22 protein-coding genes and 1 pseudogene are annotated in these 24,617 nt (G+C 72.9%); 16 read left to right on the forward strand and 7 right to left on the reverse strand.

Annotated features, from left to right (window positions below):
• Genes tatC through ACFQPP_RS06410 form a run of 4 tightly spaced genes read left to right on the forward strand, consistent with a single transcriptional unit; the run spans window position 1 to window position 5,486 of the window.
• The gene (tatC, locus tag ACFQPP_RS06395; protein WP_376915714.1) at window positions 1-801 is read left to right on the forward strand and encodes a twin-arginine translocase subunit TatC; all 801 of its coding nucleotides are present in this window, start codon (window positions 1-3) and stop codon (window positions 799-801) included.
• Window positions 798-3,239, forward strand: a complete 2,442-nt coding sequence (locus ACFQPP_RS06400) for a DEAD/DEAH box helicase (protein ID WP_376915715.1) — start codon at window positions 798-800, stop codon at window positions 3,237-3,239. The genes tatC and ACFQPP_RS06400 overlap by 4 nt, the downstream gene beginning before the upstream one ends.
• Window positions 3,236-4,762 carry an apolipoprotein N-acyltransferase gene (gene lnt / locus ACFQPP_RS06405; RefSeq protein WP_376915716.1) on the forward strand — a complete coding sequence of 509 codons (1,527 nt, stop codon included), beginning with the start codon at window positions 3,236-3,238 and terminating at the stop codon, window positions 4,760-4,762. Before ACFQPP_RS06400 ends, lnt begins: the two co-directional genes overlap by 4 nt.
• Window positions 4,755-5,486, forward strand: a complete 732-nt coding sequence (locus ACFQPP_RS06410) for a glycosyltransferase (protein WP_376915717.1) — start codon at window positions 4,755-4,757, stop codon at window positions 5,484-5,486. Before lnt ends, ACFQPP_RS06410 begins: the two co-directional genes overlap by 8 nt.
• A 15-nt stretch (window positions 5,487-5,501) precedes the next feature.
• Here ACFQPP_RS06410 and ACFQPP_RS06415 read toward each other — a convergent pair whose 3' ends face one another.
• From ACFQPP_RS06415 to ACFQPP_RS06430, 4 genes and pseudogenes are all read right to left on the reverse strand, one after another.
• Window positions 5,502-5,963 carry a VOC family protein gene (locus ACFQPP_RS06415; RefSeq protein WP_376915718.1) on the reverse strand — a complete coding sequence of 154 codons (462 nt, stop codon included), beginning with the start codon at window positions 5,961-5,963 and terminating at the stop codon, window positions 5,502-5,504.
• A 59-nt stretch (window positions 5,964-6,022) separates the two neighbouring features.
• The gene (locus ACFQPP_RS06420; RefSeq protein ID WP_376915719.1) at window positions 6,023-6,763 is read right to left on the reverse strand and encodes a glycerophosphodiester phosphodiesterase family protein; all 741 of its coding nucleotides are present in this window, start codon (window positions 6,761-6,763) and stop codon (window positions 6,023-6,025) included.
• A 365-nt stretch (window positions 6,764-7,128) separates the two neighbouring features.
• A pseudogene (locus ACFQPP_RS06425) lies at window positions 7,129-8,034 on the reverse strand (SPFH domain-containing protein); the annotation flags it as partial.
• A 42-nt stretch (window positions 8,035-8,076) separates the two neighbouring features.
• Window positions 8,077-8,535, reverse strand: a complete 459-nt coding sequence (locus ACFQPP_RS06430; protein ID WP_376915720.1) for an NfeD family protein — start codon at window positions 8,533-8,535, stop codon at window positions 8,077-8,079.
• 127 nt (window positions 8,536-8,662) lie between these two features.
• Here ACFQPP_RS06430 and ACFQPP_RS06435 point away from each other — a divergent pair, with 127 nt between their 5' ends.
• Complete coding sequence (locus ACFQPP_RS06435) at window positions 8,663-9,430, forward strand: SDR family oxidoreductase (protein ID WP_376915721.1); 768 nt, start codon at window positions 8,663-8,665, stop codon at window positions 9,428-9,430.
• The gene (locus ACFQPP_RS06440) at window positions 9,430-11,403 is read left to right on the forward strand and encodes a S9 family peptidase (protein WP_376915722.1); all 1,974 of its coding nucleotides are present in this window, start codon (window positions 9,430-9,432) and stop codon (window positions 11,401-11,403) included. The genes ACFQPP_RS06435 and ACFQPP_RS06440 overlap by 1 nt, the downstream gene beginning before the upstream one ends.
• 64 nt (window positions 11,404-11,467) lie before the next feature.
• Here ACFQPP_RS06440 and ACFQPP_RS06445 read toward each other — a convergent pair whose 3' ends face one another.
• Window positions 11,468-12,814, reverse strand: a complete 1,347-nt coding sequence (locus ACFQPP_RS06445) for an MFS transporter (protein ID WP_376915723.1) — start codon at window positions 12,812-12,814, stop codon at window positions 11,468-11,470.
• Between the two features lie 113 nt (window positions 12,815-12,927).
• Here ACFQPP_RS06445 and ACFQPP_RS06450 point away from each other — a divergent pair, with 113 nt between their 5' ends.
• From ACFQPP_RS06450 to ACFQPP_RS06470, 5 genes are all read left to right on the forward strand, one after another.
• The gene (locus ACFQPP_RS06450; protein WP_376915724.1) at window positions 12,928-13,596 is read left to right on the forward strand and encodes a response regulator transcription factor; all 669 of its coding nucleotides are present in this window, start codon (window positions 12,928-12,930) and stop codon (window positions 13,594-13,596) included.
• The gene (locus ACFQPP_RS06455) at window positions 13,593-14,984 is read left to right on the forward strand and encodes a sensor histidine kinase (RefSeq protein WP_376915725.1); all 1,392 of its coding nucleotides are present in this window, start codon (window positions 13,593-13,595) and stop codon (window positions 14,982-14,984) included. Before ACFQPP_RS06450 ends, ACFQPP_RS06455 begins: the two co-directional genes overlap by 4 nt.
• Window positions 14,981-15,931: a TAXI family TRAP transporter solute-binding subunit gene (locus tag ACFQPP_RS06460; protein WP_376915726.1), complete on the forward strand. Its 951-nt coding sequence runs from the start codon at window positions 14,981-14,983 to the stop codon at window positions 15,929-15,931. The genes ACFQPP_RS06455 and ACFQPP_RS06460 overlap by 4 nt, the downstream gene beginning before the upstream one ends.
• Window positions 15,932-15,997: 66 nt before the next feature.
• Window positions 15,998-16,180, forward strand: a complete 183-nt coding sequence (locus ACFQPP_RS06465) for an LPXTG cell wall anchor domain-containing protein (RefSeq protein ID WP_376915727.1) — start codon at window positions 15,998-16,000, stop codon at window positions 16,178-16,180.
• 26 nt (window positions 16,181-16,206) lie between these two features.
• Window positions 16,207-17,214, forward strand: a complete 1,008-nt coding sequence (locus ACFQPP_RS06470) for an NUDIX domain-containing protein (RefSeq protein WP_376915728.1) — start codon at window positions 16,207-16,209, stop codon at window positions 17,212-17,214.
• 10 nt (window positions 17,215-17,224) lie between these two features.
• Here ACFQPP_RS06470 and ACFQPP_RS06475 read toward each other — a convergent pair whose 3' ends face one another.
• Window positions 17,225-18,325, reverse strand: a complete 1,101-nt coding sequence (locus ACFQPP_RS06475; RefSeq protein WP_376915729.1) for a phosphatase domain-containing protein — start codon at window positions 18,323-18,325, stop codon at window positions 17,225-17,227.
• A complete protein-coding gene (locus ACFQPP_RS06480; RefSeq protein ID WP_376915730.1) occupies window positions 18,322-19,206 on the reverse strand; it encodes a diacylglycerol/lipid kinase family protein in 885 nt (294 codons plus the stop codon). Before ACFQPP_RS06480 ends, ACFQPP_RS06475 begins: the two co-directional genes overlap by 4 nt.
• 114 nt (window positions 19,207-19,320) lie before the next feature.
• Here ACFQPP_RS06480 and ACFQPP_RS06485 point away from each other — a divergent pair, with 114 nt between their 5' ends.
• From ACFQPP_RS06485 to ACFQPP_RS06505, 5 genes are all read left to right on the forward strand, one after another.
• Window positions 19,321-20,379 carry a trans-sulfuration enzyme family protein gene (locus ACFQPP_RS06485; protein WP_376915731.1) on the forward strand — a complete coding sequence of 353 codons (1,059 nt, stop codon included), beginning with the start codon at window positions 19,321-19,323 and terminating at the stop codon, window positions 20,377-20,379.
• Between the two features lie 110 nt (window positions 20,380-20,489).
• On the forward strand, window positions 20,490-22,856 hold the full coding sequence (locus tag ACFQPP_RS06490) for an ATP-binding cassette domain-containing protein (RefSeq protein WP_376915732.1): 2,367 nt from the start codon (window positions 20,490-20,492) through the stop codon (window positions 22,854-22,856).
• Entirely contained in the window at window positions 22,849-23,055 is a 207-nt protein-coding gene (locus ACFQPP_RS06495) for a hypothetical protein (protein ID WP_376915733.1), read from the forward strand. The genes ACFQPP_RS06490 and ACFQPP_RS06495 overlap by 8 nt, the downstream gene beginning before the upstream one ends.
• Window positions 23,056-23,108: 53 nt before the next feature.
• Window positions 23,109-23,408: a hypothetical protein gene (locus ACFQPP_RS06500; RefSeq protein ID WP_376915734.1), complete on the forward strand. Its 300-nt coding sequence runs from the start codon at window positions 23,109-23,111 to the stop codon at window positions 23,406-23,408.
• Window positions 23,409-24,210: 802 nt separating this feature from the next.
• Window positions 24,211-24,519: a hypothetical protein gene (locus ACFQPP_RS06505; RefSeq protein WP_376915735.1), complete on the forward strand. Its 309-nt coding sequence runs from the start codon at window positions 24,211-24,213 to the stop codon at window positions 24,517-24,519.
• Window positions 24,520-24,617 lie beyond the last annotated feature (98 nt).

The raw sequence follows: 24,617 nt of genomic DNA on the forward strand, positions 1-24,617 counted from the left end.
GTGACGGCCGGAGCCGCGAGGCGCGGTGCCTCGAATCCCGAGGGACGCATGCGGCTCGTGGAGCACCTGCGCGAGCTGCGCAGGCGCTTCGTCATCTCGTTCGCCGCGATCGCCGGACTCGGCATCGGCGGCTTCTTCCTCTCCGACCTCGTGCTCGAGCTGCTGTCGGCGCCCCTCGTGGCGTTGCAGCAGGAGGGCCGGCTCGTCGAGCTGAACATCACGTACATCACGCAGGCCTTCGACATCAAGATGCGCATCGGCCTGCTGGTCGGCCTCATCGCGGCGAGCCCCGTGTGGCTCTACCACCTGCTCGCATTCCTGCTGCCGGGCCTGCACCGCAACGAGCGGCGCTACGTGTGGGGCTTCCTCGTCGCCTCCGTGCCGCTCTTCCTCGGCGGCTGCGCCATGGGCTGGTTCCTGCTCCCGCGCATCATCCAGCTCTTCGTCGGCTTCGCGCCCGAGTCGCTCACGTCGTTCCTGTCGGCGCAGGAGTACTTCGACTTCTCGTTCAAGCTCGTCGTCGCGATCGGGCTCGGCTTCGTCGTGCCCGTGCTCGTGGTGTTCCTGAACCTCGCGGGCGCCGTATCCGGCACGGCGATCCTGCAGGGCTGGCGTTGGGCGGTGCTCGGCATCGCGCTGTTCGCCGCATGCGTGACGCCCGCGGGCGAGCTGCTGTCGATGTTCCTCATCGCAGGCCCCATCGTCGTGCTGTACTTCGGCGCGGCGGGCATCGCCGTGCTCAACGACCGCCGACGCGCGAAGCGCCTCGCGGCCGACGCCGCCGTCGGGCAGCCCGCGTGACGGGCATCGCCACCGAGGCCTTCGGCGCTGCGCTGCCGTTCGGCCTCGATCCATTCCAGCGCGAGGCGTGCGAGCTCGTCGAGCAGGGGCGCAGCGTGCTCGTCGCGGCGCCGACGGGCGCCGGCAAGACGATCGTCGCCGAGTTCGCCATCCACCTCACGATGGCCGCGCCGACGGGTCGCGTGTTCTACACGACGCCGATGAAGGCGCTGTCGAACCAGAAGTTCCGCGAGCTGCAAGCGGTGTACGGCGACGACGCGGGCCTGCTCACCGGCGACACGTCGATCCGCGGCGACGCGCGCGTCGTCGTCATGACCACCGAGGTGCTGCGCAACATGCTCTACGAGGGGCGCGACCTCTCGGATCTCGAGCACGTCGTGATGGACGAGGTCCACTACCTCGCCGATCGCTTCCGCGGCGCCGTGTGGGAGGAGGTCATCATCCACCTCCCGAGGCACGTGCGGATGGTGTCGCTCTCCGCCACGGTCTCGAACGCCGAGGAGTTCGGCGCCTGGCTGCAGGCGGTGCGCGGCGACACGAGCGTCGTGCTCAGCGAGCACCGGCCCGTGCCCCTCGACGGGCACGTGCTCGTGCGCGGCTCGCTCGTCGACCTGTTCGACTCGCGCGGCGACGCCGAGAGCCATCGCCCCAGCCGCGAGCTCGTCGAGCGCACGCGCGGCAGCGACGGCTCCGCGGCGCACGGCCACCGCGATCGTGGCGGCCACAACCGGCACGTGCGCCGCGGGCAGCAGGGCCGCAAGGGCATGCGCCGCGGCGCGGTCGTGCGCGACTCGTCCACGTGGCGCGGCGAGAGCCAGCAGCGCAGGGTCGATCGCGTCGCGCTCGTCGAGCTGCTCGACGACGCGACGATGCTCCCGGCGATCTGCTTCATCTTCTCGAGGAAGGGATGCGACGCGGCCGTCGAGCAGGTGGTGCGCGGTGGCGTCGCGCTCACGAGCGCCGACGAGCGCGCCGAGATCCGCGCGATCGTCGAGGAGCGCACGCGGCGGCTCGACGAGTCCGATCTCGCGGTGCTCGGCTACTGGGAGTGGGTCGACGGGCTCGAGCGCGGCGTCGCAGCGCACCACGCCGGACTCCTGCCCGTGTTCAAGGAGATCGTCGAGGAGCTCTTCCAGCGTCGCCTGCTGCGCGTCGTCTTCGCCACCGAGACGCTCGCGCTCGGCATCAACATGCCCGCGCGGACGGTGGTGCTCGAGAGGCTCGACAAGTTCAACGGCGAGGCCCGCGTGCGCATCACGCCCGGGGAGTACACGCAGCTCACGGGGCGCGCCGGGCGTCGCGGCATCGACACCGAGGGACATGCGGTGATCGTCTGGACGGGAGAGCAGACCCCGCAGGAGATCGCGAACCTCGCGTCGCGCCGCTCGTACCCGCTGCAGTCGAGCTTCCGCCCGACGTACAACATGGCGGTCAACCTCATCGATCGCTTCGGCGTCGACCGGACGCGCGGCGTGCTCGAGACGTCGTTCGCGCAGTTCCAGGCCGATCGATCGGTCGTGGCCCTCGCGCGGAAGGTCGTCGACCAGCGTGCGAGCCTCGAGGGCTACGCCGAGTCGATGACGTGCCACCTCGGCGACTTCGCCGAGTACGCGCGGCTGCGCCGAGAGTCGAGCGACCTCGAGCGCGACGCCGCGCGGAACGGGCTGAGCCACGCCGAGCGCGACGCGGTGCAGCAGCGCCTGCGCGACCTGCGCGCGCTCATGCGCTCGCATCCCTGCCACGCGTGCCCGGATCGCGAGAGCCACGCGCGCTGGGGCGAGCGCTACTGGCGCCTGAGGCGCGACGTCGACCAGACGGACCGGCAGATCTCGCGTCGCACCGGCGAGGTCGCCGAGCGGTTCGATCGCATCTGCGACGTGCTGCGCACGCTCGACTACGTCACCACGGGCGACGACGGCGCCGAGGTCGTGACGGCGGCGGGAGAGACGCTGCGCCGCATCTACGGCGAGCGCGACCTGCTCGTGTCGGAGTCGCTGCGCCGCGGCCTGTGGACGCGGCTCGACGCCGCCGATCTCGCGGCGCTCGTCTGCGCGCTCGTGTTCGAGCCTCGCCGCGGCGAGCAGGCATCCGAGCGCCACCTGCCCGGCGGCCCGTTCCGCGACGCCCTCGCCGCCACGACGACGCTCTGGGCCGAGCTCGACGACCTCGAACGCGGCCGCAGGCTGCCCGGCAGCGAGCCGCCGCAGACCGGGCTGTCGGTCGCGATGCATCGATGGGCGCGCGGCGCGCACCTCGACGCCGTGCTGCGAGACACCGACCTCGCCGCCGGCGACTTCGTGCGCTGGGTGCGGCAGACGGTCGACGTGCTCGAGCAGCTGCAGGACGTCGGCTCCGCCCGCATCCGCCGCACCGCGCGCGACGCCGTCGAGCGCATCCGCCGCGGCGTCGCCGACCTCGGCCAGGAGGCCTCCGCATGAGGCCGCTGCGGCTGCGGGCGCCGATGCCCGCCTGGGGCTCCGTGCTCGCCGGCATCGGCGGCGCGGCGCTGCTCGTGCTGTCGTTCCAGCCCTTCGACTGGTGGCCGCTCGTGCTGCCGGGCGCCGCCCTCGCGATCGTCGCGCAGCGCGGTCGGCGCATGTCGGCGGCATTCGGCGTCGGCACGCTCACGGGCGGCGTCTTCTTCCTCGTGCACATCCAGTGGATCACGGTGTACCTCGGGCCGGTGCCCCTCGTCGGGCTCTCGGGCCTCATGGCCGTGTGGTGGGGGCTCGGCGGCATGCTGCTGACGCTCGCGTGGCGGCTCGGTGAGCGCCTGCGCGGCTCCTGGGCGCGACTCGTCGCGCTGCCTGCGCTGCTCGCAGGCGTGTGGATGCTGCGGGAGTCGCTGTCGTCGACCGTGCCGTGGGGCGGGTTCTCGTGGGGCCGCCTCGCGTACTCGCAGGCATCGAGCCCCATCGGCGACGCCGCATCGTGGGTGGGCGCCTCGGGCCTGACGTTCCTCATCGCCTTCGTCGCGGCCCTCGGCGCGTGCCTCACGCTCGCACGCGGCATGCTCGTGCGGCGCCGGGCCGTCGTCGCGGCGGCTGCGGCCGTCGCGCTCGTCGCGATCCCCGCCTTCCCCGTCGAGCAGACGGGCGAGGTGCGGGTGGGGGCCGTGCAGGGCGACAGCGAGGCCGGCCTGCTCGCTCCGTACACGGCGGGCGAGATCATCGCGCAGCACGCGGAGGCGACCGAGCTGCTGGAGGGCGAGCAGATGGACCTGCTCGTGTGGCCCGAGAACGCGGGGGAGTACCAGCCGCAGGAGGATCCGGCGCGCATCGCGCTGCTCGACCGCGTGCAGGAGCAGGTCGGTGCACCTCTCGTGCTCGGCGCCGTGACCGCGGAGGGCGACGACACGTACAACGCGTTGCTGCTGTGGGACGAGGGCGTGCAGGCCGACTACCGCAAGCGCCACCCGGTGCCGTTCGCCGAGTATCTGCCGGAGCGCGACTTCTTCGGCCCCATCCTCGACGCCCTCGGCTTCCTCGACCTCATCCCGCGCGACTACTCGCTCGACCCGACGAGCGAGAACGCCTTCGACGTCGACGGCGTCGCCTACGGCCTGGCGATCTGCTTCGACATCATCGACGACGGCCTCGTGCGCGAGATGGTCGCCGAGCACGGCGCCCAGATCATCCTCGCGCCCACGAACAACGCCGACTTCGGCGAGGGCTCGTGGGAGAACGTGCAGCAGCTCGCGATCGCGCAGCTGCGCGCGCAGGAGGCGGGCCGCGCGCTCGTCAACGTGTCGACCGTGGGCACGAGCGCCATGGTGCTGCCCGACGGCACGATGGTCGATAGGCTGCCGCAGTACGAGCCTGGAGCCATGATCGAGACCTTGCCGCTCAGCGACACCGTGACGCCCGCGATGGCCGCCGGTGCTGCGATCGAGCGTGCGATCGTCATCGCGTCGATCGGTGCGCTCGTGGGGCTCGCCCTCGTGCGGAGACGGCGTGCCTAGCGCGCTCGTCGTCGTGCCGACGTACGACGAGGCCGAGAGCCTCGAGCGCACGATCGGTCGACTGCGGCAGACCGTGCCGCACGCACGCGTGCTCGTCGTCGACGACGAGAGCCCCGACGGCACCGGCGAGCTCGCCGACCGACTCGCCCTCGAGGACGCCGGCGTCGAGGTGCTGCACCGCACCGAGCGCGGCTACGGCTCCGCGGTGCGCGAGGGCTTCCGTCGCGCGCTCGACGCGGGCGTCGACGCCGTCGCGGTGATCGACGCCGACGGCTCGTACGACGTCACGCTCCTCGGCGAGATGCTCGATGCCATCGACGAGGACGTCGACCTCGTCATCGCCTCGCGATGGGTGCCAGGCGGCGACGTGCGCGCGATGGCGGGGCGCAGGCGCGCGCTCTCGCGCATCGGCAACGGCTACGCTCGCTCGCTGCTCGGCACCGACGTGCAGGATCTCACCTCCGGGTTCCGGGTCTACTCGACGCGCGTGCTGCGACGCATGCCCCTCGACCGGATGCGCACCGACTCGGTCGCGTTCCAGATCGAGCTCGCGGTGCGCGTGGCGCAGTCGGGCGGCCGCATCGTCGAGATGCCGGTGCAGTTCACCGAGCGAGCGGTCGGCGTCTCGAAGACCGACGTGGGGATGGTGCTCGACACGCTGCGCCGCGTGACGCTGTGGGGGGCGCGCGGCATCCGCGCGCGTCCGCGTCGCTCGATGGAGTGACGAGCGGGCGAAGGCTCAGTCGAGGCAGTACTCGTTGCCCTCGGGATCGTGCATGACGATGAAGCCGAGGGAGAGCGGCGGCTCGGGCTCGTGCCTGCGCACACGCGTCGCACCCGCCGCGACGTGGCGCGCGCACACCGCCTCGAGCGCCTGCATGCGCTCCTCGGGTGCCACGTCGGCCGCGGCGCGGAGGTCGAGGTGCACGCGGTTCTTCGCGGTCTTGCCCTCGGGCACCCGCTGGAAGAACAGGCGCGGGCGTCTGCCCTCGGGGTCGACGAGGGCGGACGAGTCGTTGCGACGTTCGCTCGGCACCTGCATGCGCTCGAGGAAGGCATCCCATGCCTCGAGCGGATCGTCGCCCGGTGCGAGGTCGACGCCCGGCGGCGGTGGATGCACGTAGCCGAGCGCGTCGCGCCAGAACGCGGAGAGGGCCTCGGGGTCGTGCGCGTCGAACGTGACCTGGAAGTCGATGGGCATCGTGCGCCTCCTCGCGTCGATGCCCGCGAGGCTACCGCGCCCCTCGGACACCCTCGCCCTCAGCGCAGCGTCGCCATCGCGACGTCGGCGCGGTCGGTGACGATGCCGTCGACGCCGAGCGCGACGAGCCTGCGCATGGCCGCCGGCTCGTCGACCGTCCACACGTGCACCTCGACCCCCGCGGCGTGGAACGCGGCGACCGAGCGCTCGTCGACGATGCGGATGCGTCCGGCACGCTCGGGGACCTGCACGGCGTCGACGCGCTCGAGCGCCCGGGACGTCGTGCCGCGCAGCCCGAGCCGCACCGCAGCCAGCGCGCGCACCATGATGGCGCGCGACGCGCTCGTGGCGACGCCGGGGAGGGCTGCGACGGCCTCGGCGCGCGTGCGCTCGTCGAACGACGTCACGAGCACGCGACGCACGGCGTCGGCCTCGCGGATCGCGCGCACGGCGGGCGCCACGGCCGTCGGCACCTTGAGGTCGAGGTTCCATCGCACGTGCGGCAGCGCCTCGAGCGCGTCGGCGAGCGCGGGCACGCCGTGGCCGCCACCGAGGTCGATGGCCTGCAGCTCGGCGAACGTCGCATCCTCGACGCGCACGGACGAGCCCGCGACGCGCTCGAGGGACGCGTCGTGGTGGAGCACGGCGACGCCGTCGGCGCTCACGCGCACGTCGGACTCGACGTGGGTGGCGCCGACGGCGTCGGCTGCTCGGAATGCGGCGAGCGTGTTCTCGGGAGCCTCGGTCGCGAGCCCGCGGTGGGCGAGGATGCGCGGCCGAGGCCCCTCGAGGAACCTCACTGCTGCGGCGGCTGCTGCGGCGGGTAGGGCGGCTGCTGCGGGGGAGCCGGCGGCTGCGGCGCCGAGCGGCGACCGGGCTCGGATGCCTGACCGGGCACCTCCTGCTCGGCCTCGCGCACGGAGTCGAGGGCATCCTCGAGCCCCACGCCCGGCGTCTCGTCGGCGATCGACGTCGACGACGAGATGCTCGTCGCCTCGCCGGCGCCCTTGGGGTCGATGCCCGAGTCCTTGAGGGTCTCGGCGATCGAGGGCACGGCGACGTCGCTCACCGAGTCGGGCTCGAAGGTCTCGTCGAGGATCGACGGCCCCTGGCCGTCGGTGAAGGTCCTCGTCGCCTGGAAGGGCACCTCGGCCTTGCCCTGGAAGAAGCCCTTGCCGATCTCCTGCAGCGCGTCGGTGAGCTCGGACGGGATGATCCACAGCTTGTTCGCGTCGCCCTCGGCGAGCTTCGGCAGGGTCTGCAGGTACTGGTAGGCCAGCAGCTTGTTGTCGGCGTCGCCGGCGTGGATGGCTGCGAAGACCCGCTCGATGGCCTCGGACTCACCCTTGGCGAGCACGACCTGCGCCTCGGCGTCACCCTTGGCGCGCAGCACCTGCGACTTCGCGTCACCCTCTGCGCGGAGGATCGTCGACTGGCGCTGACCCTCGGCCTCGAGGATCTGCGACTGCTTGAGGCCCTCGGCGGTGAGGATGGAAGCACGACGCTCGCGCTCGGCGCGCATCTGCTTCTCCATGGGCTCGAGGATCGACTGCGGCGGGTCGATCGACTTCAGCTCGACGCGCGTGACCTTGATGCCCCACTTGCCGGTGGCCTGGTCGAGCACGGCGCGCAGCTGCGAGTTGATGACGTCGCGGCTCGTGAGCGCCTCCTCGAGGTTCATCGAGCCGACGACGTTGCGGAGCGTCGTCGCCGTGAGCTGCTCGACGGCCGAGAGGTAGTCGGCGATCTCGTACGTCGCCGAGCGCGGGTCGTTGACCTGGAAGTACACGACGGTGTCCATCGCGACGTTCAGGTTGTCCTCGGTGATGACCGACAGCGGCGGGAAGGTGCGCACCTGCTCGCGCATGTCGACGCTGTACGCGAGCCGGTCGATGACCGGCACGAGGATGTTCAGGCCGGGGCCGAGCACGCGGTGGAAGCGGCCGAGGCGCTCCACGATGCCGGTGAATCCCTGCTTGATGATGCGGATCGACCTGGCGATGATCACGACGACGACGATCAGGACGATCGCGACGATGATCAGCAGCAGGACTGGGCCGAAGAGGTCCATGTCGAGCGTCTCCTAGCGGTTCGGGTACGGGGTGTCTTGGGGTCAGCGCTCGGCGGGGACGACGACGGCCGTCGCGCCCTCGATGGCGGTGACGACGACGCGCTCGCCGACGTCGAGGTCGCGAGGGCGCGTGACGGGGGAGAGGCGGGCGGACCACGTCTCGCCGTTCGCGAGCGTCACCTCGCCTGCGAGACGGACGAACTGCTTCGTCACCTCGCCGCCGATGCCGACGATGGCGTCGACGTTCGTGCGAGCGCTCTGGCCGGAGCGATGGATGCGGTTGAGGAGCGACGGCCGCACGAGGAAGAGGAACAGCGCGGCTGCGACGGCCGCGATGATGACCTGCGCCCAGATGGGCAGCCCGGTGAGGCTCGACACGAGCCCCACGAGGGAGCCGAGCCCCAGCATGAGGAACGTCAGCTCGAGCGTGATGAGCTCGATGACGAGGCAGATCAGCGCGATGGCCAGCCACCCGACCCACGCCCACATCCAGATGTCCATCCACCCCTCCTGGCGGCCACCCTATCGAGCGCGTCCGCACGCACCCTGGGTGTCGCGCGGCCCGGGCGCCTCCGCCGCGCGACCGCACCCGAAAGGTAGGGTCGAGGGTCGAGAAGAAGGAGCACTCGTGGAGAACCCGCTGCAGCCTGCGTCGCTCGCAGGCAAGGCCGCGCTCGTGACCGGCTCGAGCCGTGGCATCGGCGCCGCGACCGTCGGCCTGTTGGCCGGCGCAGGTGCCGACGTCGTCGTGAACTACCGCAACAAGGCGCCGCGCGCCGAGAAGGTGGCCGCCGCCGCGCGCGAGACGGGCGTCCAGGCGCTCGTCGTGCAGGCCGACCTCACCGACGCCGGCAGCGTCGCGGCCATGTTCCAGGCTGCGAAGGACGCGTACGGCGGTCTCGACGTGCTCGTCATGAACGCCTCGGGCGGCATGGAGGCCGGCCTCGGCGACGACTATGCGATGCGGCTCAACCGCGACGCGCAGGTCGCGCTGCTCGATGCCGCGATCCCGGTGCTGCGCCCCGGTGCGCGCGTCGTGTTCGTCACGAGCCACCAGGCTCACTTCATCCGCACCGTGCCGACCATGCCCGAGTACGAGGCGGTCGCGCTGTCGAAGCGGGCGGGCGAGGATGCGCTGCGCGAGCGCATCGTCGAGCTCGAGGCGCGAGGCATCGACCTCGTCGTCGTCTCCGGCGACATGATCGAGGGCACGATCACCGCGACGCTGCTCGAGCGCGCGAACCCGGGCGCCATCGCCGGCCGCCGCGAGGATGCAGGGCGCCTGTACGACGTCGACGAGTTCGCCGCCGAGGTGGCGCAGGCCGTCGTCGACCCCGTGCCGCACGACCACACGCGTCTCGTCGGCGACGTGTCCGGCTTCCAGGCGCAGGCCTGATGCGCGCCGCCGACATCGAGCTCCTCGTCGAGCTGTCGCGGCCGGCCGTCCATCCCGACGCGGGATGGGCGGTCGTCGCCGCCTCCCGGCCGTCGATCGCCGCGAACCGCGGCGTCGGCCAGCTGTGGCGCGTCTCGCTCGCCGACGGCTCGCGCACGCGGCTGACGCAGGGCGTGTCCGATGCAGCGCCGCAGCTGACGCCGGACGGCTCGCGCATCCTCTTCCTGCGCGGCGACGCGAAGGATCGACCGCAGGTGTGGGTCATGCCCGCCGACGGCGGCGAGCCCGTGCAGACGACGGACGTCGCGGGCGGCGTCACGGGCTTCCGGATCTCGCCGGACGGCGCGCGCCTCGCGCTCACGGTGCGCGACGTCGAGCCCGGCCGCGCAGGCACCGTCGAGGGCCTGACGCCGGAGGCGCAGTCGCCGCGGCGCATCCTCGACCTGCACGCGCAGCGCAACGGGGTCGGCTACCGCATCGACGCGCACAGCCGCGTGGCCGTCGCATCCGTCGTCGACGCGGCCGCCGAGCCCGACTACGACCGAGCGCCGTCGCCCGCCGACGCGGGCGACGCCGAGCGGCAGGAGCCCGCATCGCGCATCCCCGAGTCGCGCACCCTCACGTCGGGCGACGTCGACCACGTCGGCGCGGTGTGGAGCGCCGACGGCACGGAGGTGCTCGCCATCCGCGTCGACCACGGCGCGCGCACCGACCTGCGGAACGCGATCGTCGCGATCCCCGCCGACGGCGGCGAGGAGCGCGAGCTGCTCGGCACCGGCCACGACCTGTCGATCGCGGAGGTCGCCGCGGATGCGGATGGCCTCTGGGTCGTCGCGCAGCACGTGGGCGAGCGCGGCATCGACTTCGTCGCCCGCAACGCCGCGCTCTACCGGGTCGTCGGCGACTCGGTCGAGCTGCGCACCGACCCCGAGACGGTCGACCTCGCGGAGGGCCATCTCACCCTCGTCGACGACGGCGTGCTCGTGCAGGACCGCACCCGCGGCCGCGTGCAGGTGCTGCACGTCGGCGCCGAGGGCGTCGCACGGCTCACCGCCGACGCGACGGAGGCGACGGGCGTCGCAGCCGCGGCGGGCACGATCGTCGCGACCGTGCAGACGCCGACCTCGTTCGGCGAGCTCGGCGTCGTCGAGCAGGGCGCCGTGCGCATCCTCACCGACTTCGGCGCTGCCCTGCAGGCAGCGGGCATCGTCGAGCCCGTGGAGCACGACCTCGTCGTGCGCGACGGCGAGCGCGTGCACGGCTGGGTGTGGCTGCCCGAGGGCGAGGGACCGCACCCCGTGCTGCTCAACATCCACGGCGGCCCGTTCGCGCAGTACGGCGTCCACGTGTTCGACGAGGCGCAGGTCGCGGTCGCCGCAGGCTACGCCGTCGTGCAGTGCAACCCGCGCGGCTCGGCCGGCTACGGCCAGGCGCACGGGCGCTCGATCCGGCAGCGCATGGGCACGGTCGACCTCCACGACGTGCTCGACTTCCTCGACGGCGCCCTCGCCGCGCATCCGCGGCTCGACGCCGACCGCGTCGGCATCATGGGCGGCTCGTACGGCGGCTACCTCACGGCGTGGACGATCGCGCACGAGCAGCGCTTCCGCGCCGCGATCGTCGAGCGCGGCTTCCTCGACCCCGACGCGTTCGTCGGCACCAGCGACATCGGGTCGTTCTTCGGCGACGAGTACGTCGGCACCGACCCCGCGCTCGTCGCGTCGCAGAGCCCGATGGCCGTCGTCTCGCAGGTGACGACGCCCACGCTCGTCGTGCACTCCGAGCGCGACCTGCGCTGCCCGCTCGAGCAGGCGCAGCGGTACTTCGCCGCCCTGCACCGCCAGGGCACCGACGCCGAGCTGCTCGTCTTCCCCGGCGAGGACCACGAGCTCACGCGCTCCGGGCAGCCGCGCCATCGCGTCGAGCGGTTCGAGGCCGTGCTCGACTGGTTCGGCAGGCACATCACCGCCTGAGCCGCCGGGCACGCGACGAGGCCCCGCACGCCATCGCGTGCGGGGCCTCGACGCATCCGGGCGCTCAGCCCCGTCGCGCGCCGGCCCGCTGGCGCATCCCCGCCTCGTCGTCGAGCCAGTTGGTGCCCTTGTTCCTGAGGAACACGACGTAGACGACGAGCGAGCCGGCGATCGCGATCGTTACGTAGCCGATGAACAGCGGCACCTGACCCGCGCCGTTCGCGGCGGCGTAGAGCAGGGGAGCGGTGCCGCCGAACATCGAGTTGGCGAGCGCGTAGCCGAAGCCGACGCCCAGCGCGCGCACGTGCGTCGGGAAGAGCTCGGCCTTCACGACCGCGTTGATCGACGTGTAGCCCGTGAGGATGACGAAGCCGCCGACCAGGATCGCGAACGCCGCGACGGGGCTCGTCTGCTGCGGGAGCCACGTGAGGAGGAACCACGTGTAGAGCACGCCGCCGATGCCGAAGAAGACGAGCAGCGTCTTGCGGCCGACGATGTCGGAGAGCCAGCCGCCGAGCGGCTGCAGCAGCATGAGGATCGTCAGCGCGATGAGGTTGATGACGGTGCCCGTGACGACGTCGTCGCCCGCGAACGCGCCCTTCACGATGCTCGGGCCGTTGACGGAGTACGTGTAGAACGCGACCGTGCCGCCCATCGTCACGAGGAAGCACAGCAGCAGCGGTCGCCACTGGTGCACGAGCAGCTCGCGCATCGAGCCCGCCTGCCGCGACTCGCCGCTGCGCGCCGCCTCGATCGCCTCGGTCGTGAGCGACTCGTCCATCGTGCGGCGCAGCCAGAAGACCACGAGCGCCGCGACGCCGCCGATGCCGAACGCGACGCGCCAGCCCCACTCGGAGATCGCGGTCGCGTCGACCGTGAGCACCATGACGAGCAGCGTCGCCTGCGCGAGCACGTGCCCGCCGACGAGCGTGACGTAGTGGAAGGACGAGAGGAAGCCGCGGCGGCCGGGCACGGCCGCCTCCGACATGTACGTGGCCGACGTGCCGTACTCGCCACCCGTCGCGAAGCCCTGGGCGAGCCTGCACAGGATGAGGATGATGGCGGCACCCGCGCCGATGACGGCCGCCGTGGGCGTGATGGCGATGACGAACGAGCACGCCGCCATGAGCGACACCGACACCGACAGCGCGAGGCGGCGACCGTGCCGGTCTGCGAAGCGGCCGAAGAACCACGAGCCCAGCGGGCGCATGAGGAAGGTGACGGCGAAGATCGCCCACACGTAGATCGTCGAGTTCTGGTCGTCCTCCGCGAAGAACTGCGACTCGAAGTAGGAGGCGAAGACGGAGTAGACGTAGACGTCGTACCACTCGACGAGGTTGCCCGCCGAGCCCTTCAACGTGTTGGAGACGGATCTGCGGAGGCTCACCGGAGCGTGGGTCGTCGTCGACATGCGACCCATCCTGGGGTCGCCGACGCGCATCCGGCGCCGTGCGGCCCGCATCTTTACGTCGCCTTGACGTTGCGGTGGCGAGCACGGACCGCCGCGCGTGCCTACCATGCAGGGTGCGGGTGCTCATCGCGGAGGACGACGCCTCGGTCGCCGGGGCGCTCGTCGCCGTGCTCGAGCGCGCCGGCCACGAGGCGGCTGCCGTGGCACGAGGCGGCGACGTGCTGCTGCGGCACCGGGATGCCGATGCGGTGCTGCTCGACCTCGGCCTCGAGGACATGGATGGGCTCGAGGCGCTGCGCCGGCTGCGGCAGGTGAGCGACGTGCCCGCCATCGTCGTGACGGCGCGCGGCGACGAGCGGTCGACCGTGCGCGCGCTGCGCCTTGGCGCCGACGACTACCTCGTGAAGCCCGTGCGCATGCACGAGCTGCTCGCCCGGATCGACGCCGTCTCGCGGCGCAGGGGTGCCGCCGCCGAGCGGCGCGACGCCGTCGTCGCCATCGGCGACGTGCGCATCGACCTCGCAGCGCGGCGCGTGACGGCTGCCGGTGCCGAGGTGGCGCTCACGCCCACCGAGCTCGCGCTCCTCGCGGTGCTCGCCCGCGACGTCGGTCGCGCGGTGAGCAGGCAGCAGATCCTCGACGAGGTGTGGGGCGACGCGTACGCCGCGACCTCCCGCTCCTACGACGTGCACCTCGCGCAGGTGCGCGCGAAGCTGCCCGCTCTCGCGATCACGACGATCCGCGGATTCGGATGCAGGCTCGAGGAGGTCGGGCGCGCGTGAGGCTGCGCGTGCTGCTGCCGCTCATGCTGCTGGGGCTGCTCGCCGTGTGCGCCGTCGTCGTCCCCGCCGCCGAGGGCATCGCCGTGTCGCGCACGCAGCAGCTGACGCTGCAGCGCTCGACGACCATGGATCAGATCGTGCAGCGGGCCGAGTCGGCGGTGCGCGACGACGACCCCGCCGCCCTCGCGCGGTACCTCGATCGTCTGCACGCGACGTACGGCGAGTCGGTGCTCGTCGTCGACGCCGCGGGCGACGTCATCGCGTCGGCGGGTGCGCTCGAGCGCGACGGCGACGTCGAGCGCCTCGCGCTCACGGCATCCCGTGCCGTGCCCCAGTGGTCGCTCGCGACCGTCGTGCCCTGGAGCGGCGAGACGGCGCTCGTCGCCGAGCCGGTGCTGGCCGACGCGAGCGTCCCCGTCGCGGCCGTCGTGCTCGAGGTCGACGTGACGGCGGCGCGCGCCGACGTCGTGCGGTGGTGGGTCGTCGTCGCCGTCGCCGGCGCGCTCGTGCTCGCGACCCTGCTCGCCGCGTCGCTGCAGTGGACGCGGTGGGTGCTGCGGCCCGTGCGCGCGCTCGATGCCGCCGCGTCGGCGCTCGCCGAGCTGCGCGAGCCCGAGCCGACGCCGCTCACGGGGCCGCCGGAGCTGCGCCGCCTGCAGTCGACGTTCGAGCGCATGGCGTTGAGCGTCGAGGACGCCCTCGAGCAGCAGCGCGGCTTCGTGGCCGACGCATCCCACCAGCTGCGCAATCCGCTCGCGGCGATCCGCCTGCGGCTCGACGCCGCGCGCCGCGACGAGCCCGACCCCGAGATGCTCGCCGCCATCGACGTCGACCTCGCGAGGCTCGAGCGCACCGTCGAGCGCATGCTCGACCTCGCCGACGCCGAGCATCGAGCCACCGCGGAGGCGAGCGGGCGTCGCACGGGCTTCGCCGACGCGTCGCCGCGCGAGCACGTGACGTCGGCCGCGGCGCTCGCCGAGCCCTGGGTGCAGCCGCTCGCCGCCGCCGAGATGCGGCTCGTGGCATCCGGCGAGGGCGACGTCGCGGTGGCGTGCCGCCGCAGCGACCTCGAGGAGATGGTCGAGATCGTGCTCGACAACGCCCGCAAGTACGCGGGGGAGGGTGCCACCGTGGCGCTGCGCGTCGAGCGCGACGAGCACGGCGTCGTGGTCTCCGTCGTCGACGACGGCCCGGGCCTCGCCGCCGACGACCTCGCGAGGGCGGGCACGCGCTTCTGGCGTGCGTCGGCGCACGGGGCGCTGCCCGGCTCAGGGCTCGGGCTCGCCATCCTGCACGAGCTCGCCCGCGCGAACGACGGACGCGCGACCATCGCGTCCGGCGCGGGCGGCGGGCTCGCCGTGACGATCGTGCTGCGGAGCGCCGCGTGAGCGTCACGCGTCGCGCCGTCCTCGCCGCGGGCGGCGCGCTCGTCGCGGGCTCGCTCGCGAGCGCCCTCGCGGGCTGCGGCATCGGAGCCACCCCTCCGAGGCTCACGATGGCGTGCGGCGAGCGCGGCGGCACCTACGTGCAGTTCGGCGACCTGCTCGCGGCGGCGCTCGCAGACCGCGGCGCCGCCGACCTCCGCGTGCGCGAGTCGCAGGGCAGCGTCGACAACCTCGCGCTGCTCGGCAGCGGCGACGCCGACCTCGCCATCGCGCTCGCGGATGCCGTGGCAGAGGCGCAGGCGGCCGACACCGAGCTCGTCGCGATCGGTCGCGTGTACCAGAACTACCTGCAGTGCGTCGTGCGCGCCGACGGCACCGTGCGCACCCTCGACGCGCTCGCCGGCGCCCGCGCGTCGATCGGCGCGCCCGGATCGGGTGCTGCGCTCACCGCGCAGCGCGTGCTCGAGGCCGTCGACCTGTGGGATGGGCCGCGTGCGGTCGAGCGCTCCGCGCTGCAGCTGACCGAGGCGGTCGACGCGCTCCGCGACGGCGCGATCGACGCCTTCTTCTGGTCGGGCGGCGTGCCGATCCCCGAGGTCGAGCGGCTGCGCTCCACGACGCGCGTGACGCTCGTCGACTGCACGCCCGCGCTGCCTGCGCTCGACGCCGCGCATCCCGGCCTCTACGCGTCGACGGCCGTGCCGGCCGGCGTCGTCGACGCCGCGCGGCCCATCCCGGCGATCGGCGTCTCGAACCTGCTCGTCGCACGCCCCGACCTCGCCGCTGCCATCGCCGCGACGCTCGTCGACGCGCTCGTCGACGACGCCGAGCGCCTCGTGCCCGACGACTCCGTGGGCGTGCAGTACCTCACGGCGTCGAACCTCATCGACACGGCGCCCGCGTCGCTGCACCCCGCCGCCCGAGCGCGCTATCGCGAGCGGTACGGCTGACGCGCGGCGCGCCCGGGACGCCGCTCGACGCGATCCGCGCCCCATCGCGACGCGTAGGATCGTGCCGTGGACCAGCTTCCCGTGACCGCCACCGAGATCGCCTCCTGGGCCATCGCCGCCATCGCGATCGCGATCGTCGTCGTGGGGGGCGTCATGCTGCTCGTCTCGCGCCGCCGCAAGGCAGCCCAGACGCCCGCGCAGCCCGCCGAGGCCACCGAGCCCGGCCCCGACGACGCACGGGACGCCTGATCGCCGCTCGCGCCGACGCACGCGGGGTGCGTCGCACCGCGCGCGTGCTGTGCGTCGATCCGACGGGTGCCGCGCTGCTCTTGCGCACGCGGTGGGACGCCGACGTCGCGCCGCCCCGATGGCTGACGCCCGGCGGGGGCATCGAGGGTGACGAGACCGAGCTCGAGGCCGCCGTGCGCGAGCTGTTCGAGGAGACGGGGCAGCGGGTCGACCCGGCAGCCCTCGTCGGACCCATCGGCCACGCTCGCGTGCCGCATCCCGACGGCCACCCGTACGCCGCGACCGACGCGACGACGTACCTGTGGCGATGCGAGCGCTTCACGCCGCTCGACGAGCACCGCATGGACGACGAGCTCGACGACATCCTCGCCCACCGCTGGTGGACCGCCGACGAGATCCGAGCCTCGGGCGACGAGTTCAGCGCGGAGGACGTGCTCGCGAGCCTCGATCGCCTCGCGGGCGGCGCGCCTCAGCCCGGCGATGCGGTGCGCGTCGAGGGTGCGAAGTGGAACGGCAAGCCCCACTGGCGCTACGACGCGACGGTGCTCGGCACCGACGAGCACGGCCTCTGGATCGGGGTGAGCGCCGGCACCACCGTGCAGAAGGGGTGGCGCAAGGAGTACCTCTCGGGGCACGCGTTCGTGCGCCTCGTGCCGCCGACCACCGAGGCCTGGCCGGACGGCACGTGGATGCTGCCCGGATGGTGGGACCGCGCCGACGTCGACGCCTACGTCGACGTGTCGACGCCGCCGACGGTGCGCCGCGACGAGACGGGGGAGGGTTGGATCGTCGAGTACGTCGACCTCGACCTCGACCTCGTGGTGCCGGCGAGCGGCCTCGCGCCGTGGCTCGACGACGAGGACGAGTTCGCGGCCCGCTCCGTGAGCCACGGCTGGCCGTCGTGGCTCGTCGAGCGCGCCCGCGCGACCGCCGACGACCTGCTCGTGCGCTCCACGAGCGCGCCCGCCGTCGCCATGGAGGCGGGCCACGCCTGGCTCGCGCAGCTGCTCGCGAGCGAGCCCGACAGCGTCTGAGCCGCGGGCCTCAGCCCTGCACCTCGCGCTCTGCGGTGGCGACGAGCTCGTCGCGGTGCCCCTCGCGGACGCCCTCGCCGTCGAGCCCCTCGAGCACGGCGGCGTGCACGCGCTCGACCCCCGCCTCCGACACGAGCCCGAGCCCCGCGGCGATGCGCGCCGCACCCGAGTAGGTCGAGAACGTCGAGACGCCCTGCTGCGCCCAGCGGGCCCGACGCTCCTGCGGCACGCCCGTGACGTCGTGGATCAGCACGCGCGCCATGAACTCCGGGTCGCGCGCGACCATCGCCTGTCCGACCTGCGGATCCGCCTGCCCGGAGTCGCCCACGAACACGTAGCGGCACTCGGGGAAGAGCTGGCGCTCGTGGTCGAAGTTCTGCAGCTTGCGCGCAGCGATCGACGCCTTCGTGGCGATGTTGAGGAACGACCCGCCGAGCACGGTGTGCGGCGGCAGTCCGAGCGGCGCGAGCGCGTCGCGCGTGTACTGCTCGATGAGAGCCCTCGGCCCCTCGGGCCTCGCCGTGACGAACGTCAGGTCGCCGGGGCGGCCCGCCTCCGCGGCGGCGCCGTCGTCGAGCTCGCGCAGCAGCTGCACGACGCCCGGGTACACGGTGCCCCGCGCGAACCGGCGGTCGTGCAGCATCGACTTCACGGTGTCGTCGATGTCGCAGAGGATGCGCAGCTCGTGGTGGTCGAGGCCGCGCGCCTCGTCGCGGATGCGCTGCAGCACGTGATGCCGGTCGACGAGCGTGAGCCGCTCGAAGACGACGTGCTCGAGGTCGTGCCGGTCGCCGGTGGCGTTGAGCCGGTACTTGAAGTCGCGGAACTCCTCGCCGGAGAGCGCGTCGAAGACCCCGCGGATGGCGCCCGAGAACGTGCCGCGATTGCGCAGCGAGCGCATGGCGTGCACGACCTCGGCGAGCACCGACGCCGACAGGTCGCGCGCTCGGTCCAGGCACAGCAGCACCGCGAGCTCCGCGCGGCGGTCGCGCGCGAGCAGGGGTCCATCGAACGCGCGCATGAGGCGGTCGACGTCGAAGCCCGCGAGCACGGCGTCGAGGTCGTCGGCCGTGGCGAGCGTCGCGAGGATGCGGGTGCGGGCGTCGGTCATCGGGCTCCTCCAGGTCGGCGCACGAGCAGCACGCCGGGGTCGATCCATGCGTCGAGGCGCGTGATGCGGCCGTGCGCATCGCCGTCGATCTGCACGGGGATGCGGTCGGCGTCGAGCCGCACGCGGCGGCCCGTGCGATGCGAGAGCACGCCCTCGGCGCGCGCGAGCCCCATGCCGGCCGCGGCGATGCGGCCCCAGTGGGCGACGCGTCGTGGCGACACCGCAGCGAGGTGCAGCAGGCCGTCGTCGGGGCGCGTGTCCGGCACGACGCGCAGCCCGAGCGTGATGCGGGCCGTGTTGTGCACGAGCACGGTCCACGCCTGCGTGCGCACGGTCGGCTCGTCGTCCAGCCGCGCACGCACCTCGAGCAGGGGATGCGCGAAGCGGCGCACGCCTGCGACGACGTACGCACCCCATCCGAGCCGCTGCTTGCGAGCGAGCGACGCGGCCTCGACCGCCGTGGCGTCGTGGCCGACGCCGACGACGACGAGGAACGCGCGCGGTGCGTCGACGCGGTCGCCGACGTGCAGCACGACGCGCCCGAGGTCGGTGGGCAGGGGAGCGGCGGTGAGGGCGATGCGCGCCGCGCGTGCCACGTCGCGCACCGGCAGATCGAGGTTGCGGGCGAAGAGGTTGGCCGTGCCTGCCGGGACGATGCCCATGGGCACGCCCGTGCCAGCGAGCACGTCGGCGACGTCGCGGATCGTGCCGTCGCCGCCGACCGCGACGACGGCATCCGCGCCCTCGGCGAGCGCGCGGCGGGCGAGGGCGTCCGCGCGCTCGTCGCCCGTCCAGCGCACGTCGACGTGGGCGGCGGCCTCGAGCGCCCGGACGCCGCGCAGCGAGGCGCGCGCGATGGGGTTCGCGATGACGACCGGCACGCAGGCGAGGCTAGCCCGTGCAGGCTGGGGGTCGGTGGGGGCTGGCGCTCGAGCGGTCCGCGCGACATCGTGTGGATGCCCGCCCGGGCGCGCGACAGCACGTAGCGTGGTCGCGTGACCCACGCGAGCAAGCACCCCGCCACCATCGCCGTCACGGCAGGCCGCCCGCCCGCCGAGTCGGATCAGCCGCTCAACGCGCCGATCACGCTCGCGTCGTCGTACATCGCGGGCGGCGACCTCGAGTACGCCCGCTTCCAGAACCCCACGTGGACGGCGCTCGAGGATGCCATCGGGCAGCTCGAGGGCGGCCGCGCGCTCGCGTTCGCCTCGGGCATGGCCGCCGTCGCCGCCGTGCTCGACCAGGTGCCCGTCGGCGGGCGCGTCGTCGTGCCGCGCCACGCGTACCAGGGCTCGCTCGGCCTGCTCGAGCAGCACCGGGCCGCCGGGCGCATCGAGCCGCAGCTCGTCGACGTCGAGGACGCCGACGCCGTGATCGCCGCCATCGACGGCGCAGCGCTCGTGTGGCTCGAGACGCCCACGAACCCGGCGCTCGAGGTCGCCGACGTCGCGCGCATCGTCGCGGCGGCCAAGGAGGCCGGCGTGCCGGTCGCCGTCGACAACACGTTCGCCACGCCCCTGCTGCAGCGTCCGCTGGAGGACGGCGCCGACATCGTCGTGCACTCGGCGACGAAGCTCCTCTCGGGCCACTCCGACGTCATCATGGGCGCCATCGTCACCCGCGACGACGACTGGTTCGCGCGCCTGCACGGCAACCGCTCGCTGCACGGCGCGATCCCCGGACCGTTCGAGGCGTTCCTCGTGCTGCGCGGGATGCGCACGCTCGACGTGCGGCTCGAGCGCGCGCAGGCGACCGCGAAGGCGGTCGTGACGGCGCTCGAGGCGCACCCGGCCGTCTCGCGCGTGCGCTACCCGGGCTACTCGACCGTCGTCTCCTTCGAGGTCGAGTCCGCCGAGCGCGCCGACCGCGTCGTCGCCGCGGTGCGTCTCGCGCGGCACGCGACGAGCCTCGGCGGCGTCGAGACCACGCTCGAGCGCCGACGACGCTGGGCGAGCGAGTCGAAGAGCATCCCCGAGGGTCTCATCCGCGTGTCGATCGGCATCGAGCACGCCGACGACGTCGTCGCCGACCTGCTGCAGGCGCTCGACGCGTAGCGGTCGCGCAGGCACGGCGTCACCCCGCCGAGCCATCCGTCGGGGGTCGGTCCTAGAGTGATCGTCGCGCCGCCCAGCACGCGGCGAGACGCCTCGACCGACGGAGCACGATGAGCGCGAGCCAGCATCCCGCCGACCGCCACGACCTCATCCGCGTGCAGGGCGCACGCGAGAACAACCTGAAGGACGTCTCGCTCGACATCCCCAAGCGCCGGCTCACGGTCTTCACGGGCGTGTCCGGCTCGGGCAAGTCGTCGCTCGTGTTCGGCACGATCGCGGCCGAGTCGAAGCGCATGATCGACGAGACCTACCCCGCCTTCGTGCAGGGCTTCATGCCCTCGCTCGCGCGCCCCGAGGTCGACCGTCTCGAAGGCCTCACGACGGCGATCATCGTCGACCAGGAGCGCCTCGGCGCCAACCCCCGGTCGACGGTCGGCACGGCGACCGACGTCAACGCCATGCTGCGCATCCTCTTCTCCCGACTCGGGTCGCCCCACATCGGCTCGCCGAACGCCTTCTCGTTCAACGTGCCGAGCGTGCGCGTGCAGGGCTCGATGACGGTCGACAAGGGCAGCGGCAGCATCGCGGTCGAGCAGGATCACACGATGCTCGGCGGCATGTGCCCGCGCTGCGAGGGCCTCGGCCGCGTCAACGACATCGACCTCGCGCAGCTCTTCGACGACTCGCGCTCGCTCCTCGAGGGTGCGATCACGGTGCCGGGCTACACCGCCGACGGCTGGCTCGTGCGGATCTTCGTCGCATCGGGCTTCGTGCCCGGCGACGTGCCGATCCGCGAGCTCACCGAGCAGCAGCGCGCCGACTTCCTCTACAAGGAGGCCACCAAGGTCAAGGTCGACACGATGAACATGACGTACGAGGGTCTCGTGCCGAAGATCACGAAGTCGCTCCTGTCGAAGGACAAGGAGTCGATGCAGCCGCACATCCGCGCCTTCGTCGATCGCGCCGTCACGTTCCAGCCCTGTCCCGAGTGCGAGGGCACGCGCCTCGCAGCACCGGCGCGGTCGTCGACGATCGCCGGCATCTCGATCGCGGATGCGTGCAGCATGCAGATCTCGGATCTCGTCGCGTGGGCCCGCGGCATCGACGAGCCGAAGGTGGCGCCGCTGCTCGAGTCGCTCGTGCAGACGCTCGAGTCGTTCGTGTCCATCGGCCTCGGCTACCTGTCGCTCGACCGACCCTCCGGCACGCTCAGCGGGGGAGAGGCGCAGCGCACGAAGCTCATCCGACACCTCGGCTCGGCCCTGACCGACGTCACCTACGTCTTCGACGAGCCGACGATCGGCCTGCACCCGCACGACATCCAGCGCATGAACGACCTGCTGCAGCAGCTGCGCGACAAGGGCAACACCGTGCTCGTCGTCGAGCACAAGCCCGAGACGATCGCGATCGCCGACCACGTCGTCGACCTCGGTCCTCGCGCAGGCACGCACGGTGGCGAGATCCAGTTCGAGGGCACGGTCGACGGGCTGCGTGCCAGCGGCACCCTCACGGGCAGGCACCTCGACGATCGTGCGTCGCTCAAGCCGAGCGTGCGGAAGCCCACGGGCGTGCTCGAGGTGCGCGGCGCGTCCACGCACAACCTCAAGCACGTCGACGTCGACGTGCCGCTCGGCATCCTCACGGTCGTCACGGGCGTCGCTGGCTCCGGCAAGTCGTCGCTCATCCACGGCTCGATCGCGAGCCGCGAGGGCGTCGTGTCGATCGACCAGACCGCGATCCGCGGCTCGCGTCGCTCGAACCCCGCGACCTACACGGGTCTGCTCGAGCCGGTTCGCAAGGCCTTCGCCAAGGCGAACGGCGTGAAGCCGGCGCTCTTCAGCGCCAACTCCGAGGGCGCGTGCCCCACGTGCAACGGCGCGGGCGTCATCTTCACCGACCTCGGTCCGATGTCCACCGTGTCGACGACGTGCGAGGACTGCGGCGGCAAGCGCTTCATGGCCTCGGTGCTCGAGTACACCCTCGGGGGCAAGGACGTCAGCGAGGTGCTGGCCATGTCGATCGCCGAGGCGCACGCGTACTTCGCCGAGGGCGAGGCGCGCACGCCCGCCGCCGTCGCCATCCTGTCGCGGCTCGAAGACGTCGGGCTCGGCTACGTCACGCTCGGGCAGCCGCTCACGACGCTGTCGGGCGGCGAGCGCCAGCGCCTCAAGCTCGCCGTGCAGATGGCCGAGAAGGACGGCGGCGTCTACGTGCTCGACGAGCCGACCACGGGCCTGCACCTGGCCGACGTCGCGCAGCTGCTCGGCCTGCTCGACCGTCTCGTCGACTCCGGCAAGACCGTCATCGTCATCGAGCACCATCAGGCCGTCATGGCGCACGCCGACTGGATCGTCGACGTCGGACCTGGCGCCGGTCACGACGGCGGCACGATCGTGTTCGAGGGCACGCCGGCCGATCTCGTGGCAGCCCGAGCCACCATCACGGGCCAGCACCTCGCCGACTACGTGGGTGCCTGAGATGCTGCGCGGGGCGAACGCGGCCTTCCTGCCACTGGCGATCACGTTCGGCGTGCTGGCGCTGCTGTTCCTCGCGATGGGGGAGTCGATCTGGGTCGTGTTCCTGCCCCTCGCCATCACGTTCGGCGTGCTGACGTTCACCGGCGCATCCGACGATGACGAGCCGGACGCGTCGACCACGCACGACGGCCCAGCCTGATGCTCTCAGGATTCTCACAGGTTCGGGGGAGTCGTCGGCGACTCGAGCGCCGCGTGCAGCGTGACGCTCGTGGGCTGCAGCCCTCGGTCGAGCTGCCGTGGAGCCCGCCGTGGAGCGTCGACCTCGGCGAGGCGCTCGTCGACCTGCTGGCAGACGTCTCGGTGCTGCAGGCGGACGTCGCGAGCGCCGCGACATGGCTCGACGACGAGGACGCACGACGGCGCCGATCCGCGGCGATCGACGCCGCGGTCGCGCTGCGCGCACGATGCGCGACCCACGGATTCACCGCGACGGCTCATGCACTGCACGAGATCGCCTCGTCGCTGCGTGCGTGGGAGGCGCTCGGCGCGTGACCCGCCCCGCTCGCCGCCGCCCGCACGAACGCCGATAATGCACATTATGTCCGAATGAAAGAGGGATGGAGTGTGCACGAGTTCGCCCCGGTCATTCGAAGCGGCTTCCTCGTGGCATCGCTCCCCGACGTCCTCGACCACGGTGACTCCCCTATCGGAGCCGACGCGCTCGATCAGCGAAACATCCTCGTTCCCCGATCCGGCGGGGTCGTCTGCACCGCGGCCCGTACCTGGCGACGCTGCAGAGCGCGAGGATCGCGATCGAGAGCTCGAGCACCGAGACGCTGCTCGGCCTCGCCGAGCATGGGGAGGCGTCGCCCTCGTCCCGACCCTCGTCGTGACCCCCGACGACCGGCTCCGCTTCCCGCGCCTGCGGATGTCTCCGCTGGCGTCGGGACCTCCCGACATCTCGCTCGGCATCGCCATGCGCGCGGGCGGACAGTCGGAGGAGAGCCGTGACATCGCTCCGCTCGTTCGAGATCCCCTGCACGAGACGCTGTGGCGAATCGGCGCGCTGACGGGGAGGTAGGCCGTCCGGGCCGGTCGCTGCGTCGAAGGCGGCCAGCGGACGGGTGATCGGCGCCGCGCTCACGACCGAGGCCGACATCCCCGAGACCCAGCCGAAGGCAGGACGAGGCCCGTGCGAACCCCTCGGCGCGCCCCCGGGTTCCGCGACGCTTCCCGAGCATCCGTCGCAGATCGGCGAGCGAGCGTCGCACGGACAGGTCGATGCGACCACAGCGGTGCCGATCGGCCGGCGATGCGCGAAGCGCACGCGCGTCGCTCGGCCTACGCTCGCCGGATGAGCCCGTTCCTTCCTGTGTCGCGTGGCACGCAAGCCTGCCCGAACTGCGGCGCCCAGGTCGCCCAGTCGGACCGGTACCCCGAGTACCTGTGCCACGGATGCGAGGCTCGCGCAGTCGATGCGAACGGCGCACGCGTGGCCGGATCGAACGCATCGTTCGGCGGTGGGTTCGTGCTGCACTGGCCGGACGGCGAGCACGAACCGCTCCCCTGCATCTCGGCGCGGGTGTGGGTCGATGGACGCGAGTGGGACTACCGGGAGGCACGATTCGGCGGAGTGCTGATCACGCCACCGCGCGAGCGCTGACCGCCGAAGCACGCACGGACCGATGGCGCGCCTCCCCACGACGGTGCTCGGTCAGGTGCGCGACGGTCCTCGGCCGCGGGTTCGACGACTCGGCAGCG

The sequence above is a fragment of the Agrococcus sp. GCM10030265 genome, assembly GCF_042666675.1.
Taxonomy (GTDB): domain Bacteria; phylum Actinomycetota; class Actinomycetes; order Actinomycetales; family Microbacteriaceae; genus Agrococcus.

Excerpts from the sequence above, each read along its gene's own strand:
- ACFQPP_RS06475 (WP_376915729.1), bottom strand. The coding sequence starts at position 18,325 with ATGACCGACGCCCGCACCCGCATCCTCGCGACGCTCGCCACGGCCGAC.
- ACFQPP_RS06415 (WP_376915718.1), bottom strand. The coding sequence starts at position 5,963 with ATGCCCATCGACTTCCAGGTCACGTTCGACGCGCACGACCCCGAGGCC.
- ACFQPP_RS06490 (WP_376915732.1), top strand. The coding sequence starts at position 20,490 with ATGAGCGCGAGCCAGCATCCCGCCGACCGCCACGACCTCATCCGCGTG.
- ACFQPP_RS06505 (WP_376915735.1), top strand. The coding sequence starts at position 24,211 with ATGAGCCCGTTCCTTCCTGTGTCGCGTGGCACGCAAGCCTGCCCGAAC.
- ACFQPP_RS06430 (WP_376915720.1), bottom strand. The coding sequence starts at position 8,535 with ATGGACATCTGGATGTGGGCGTGGGTCGGGTGGCTGGCCATCGCGCTG.
- lnt (WP_376915716.1), top strand. The coding sequence starts at position 3,236 with ATGAGGCCGCTGCGGCTGCGGGCGCCGATGCCCGCCTGGGGCTCCGTG.
- ACFQPP_RS06440 (WP_376915722.1), top strand. The coding sequence starts at position 9,430 with ATGCGCGCCGCCGACATCGAGCTCCTCGTCGAGCTGTCGCGGCCGGCC.
- ACFQPP_RS06445 (WP_376915723.1), bottom strand. The coding sequence starts at position 12,814 with ATGTCGACGACGACCCACGCTCCGGTGAGCCTCCGCAGATCCGTCTCC.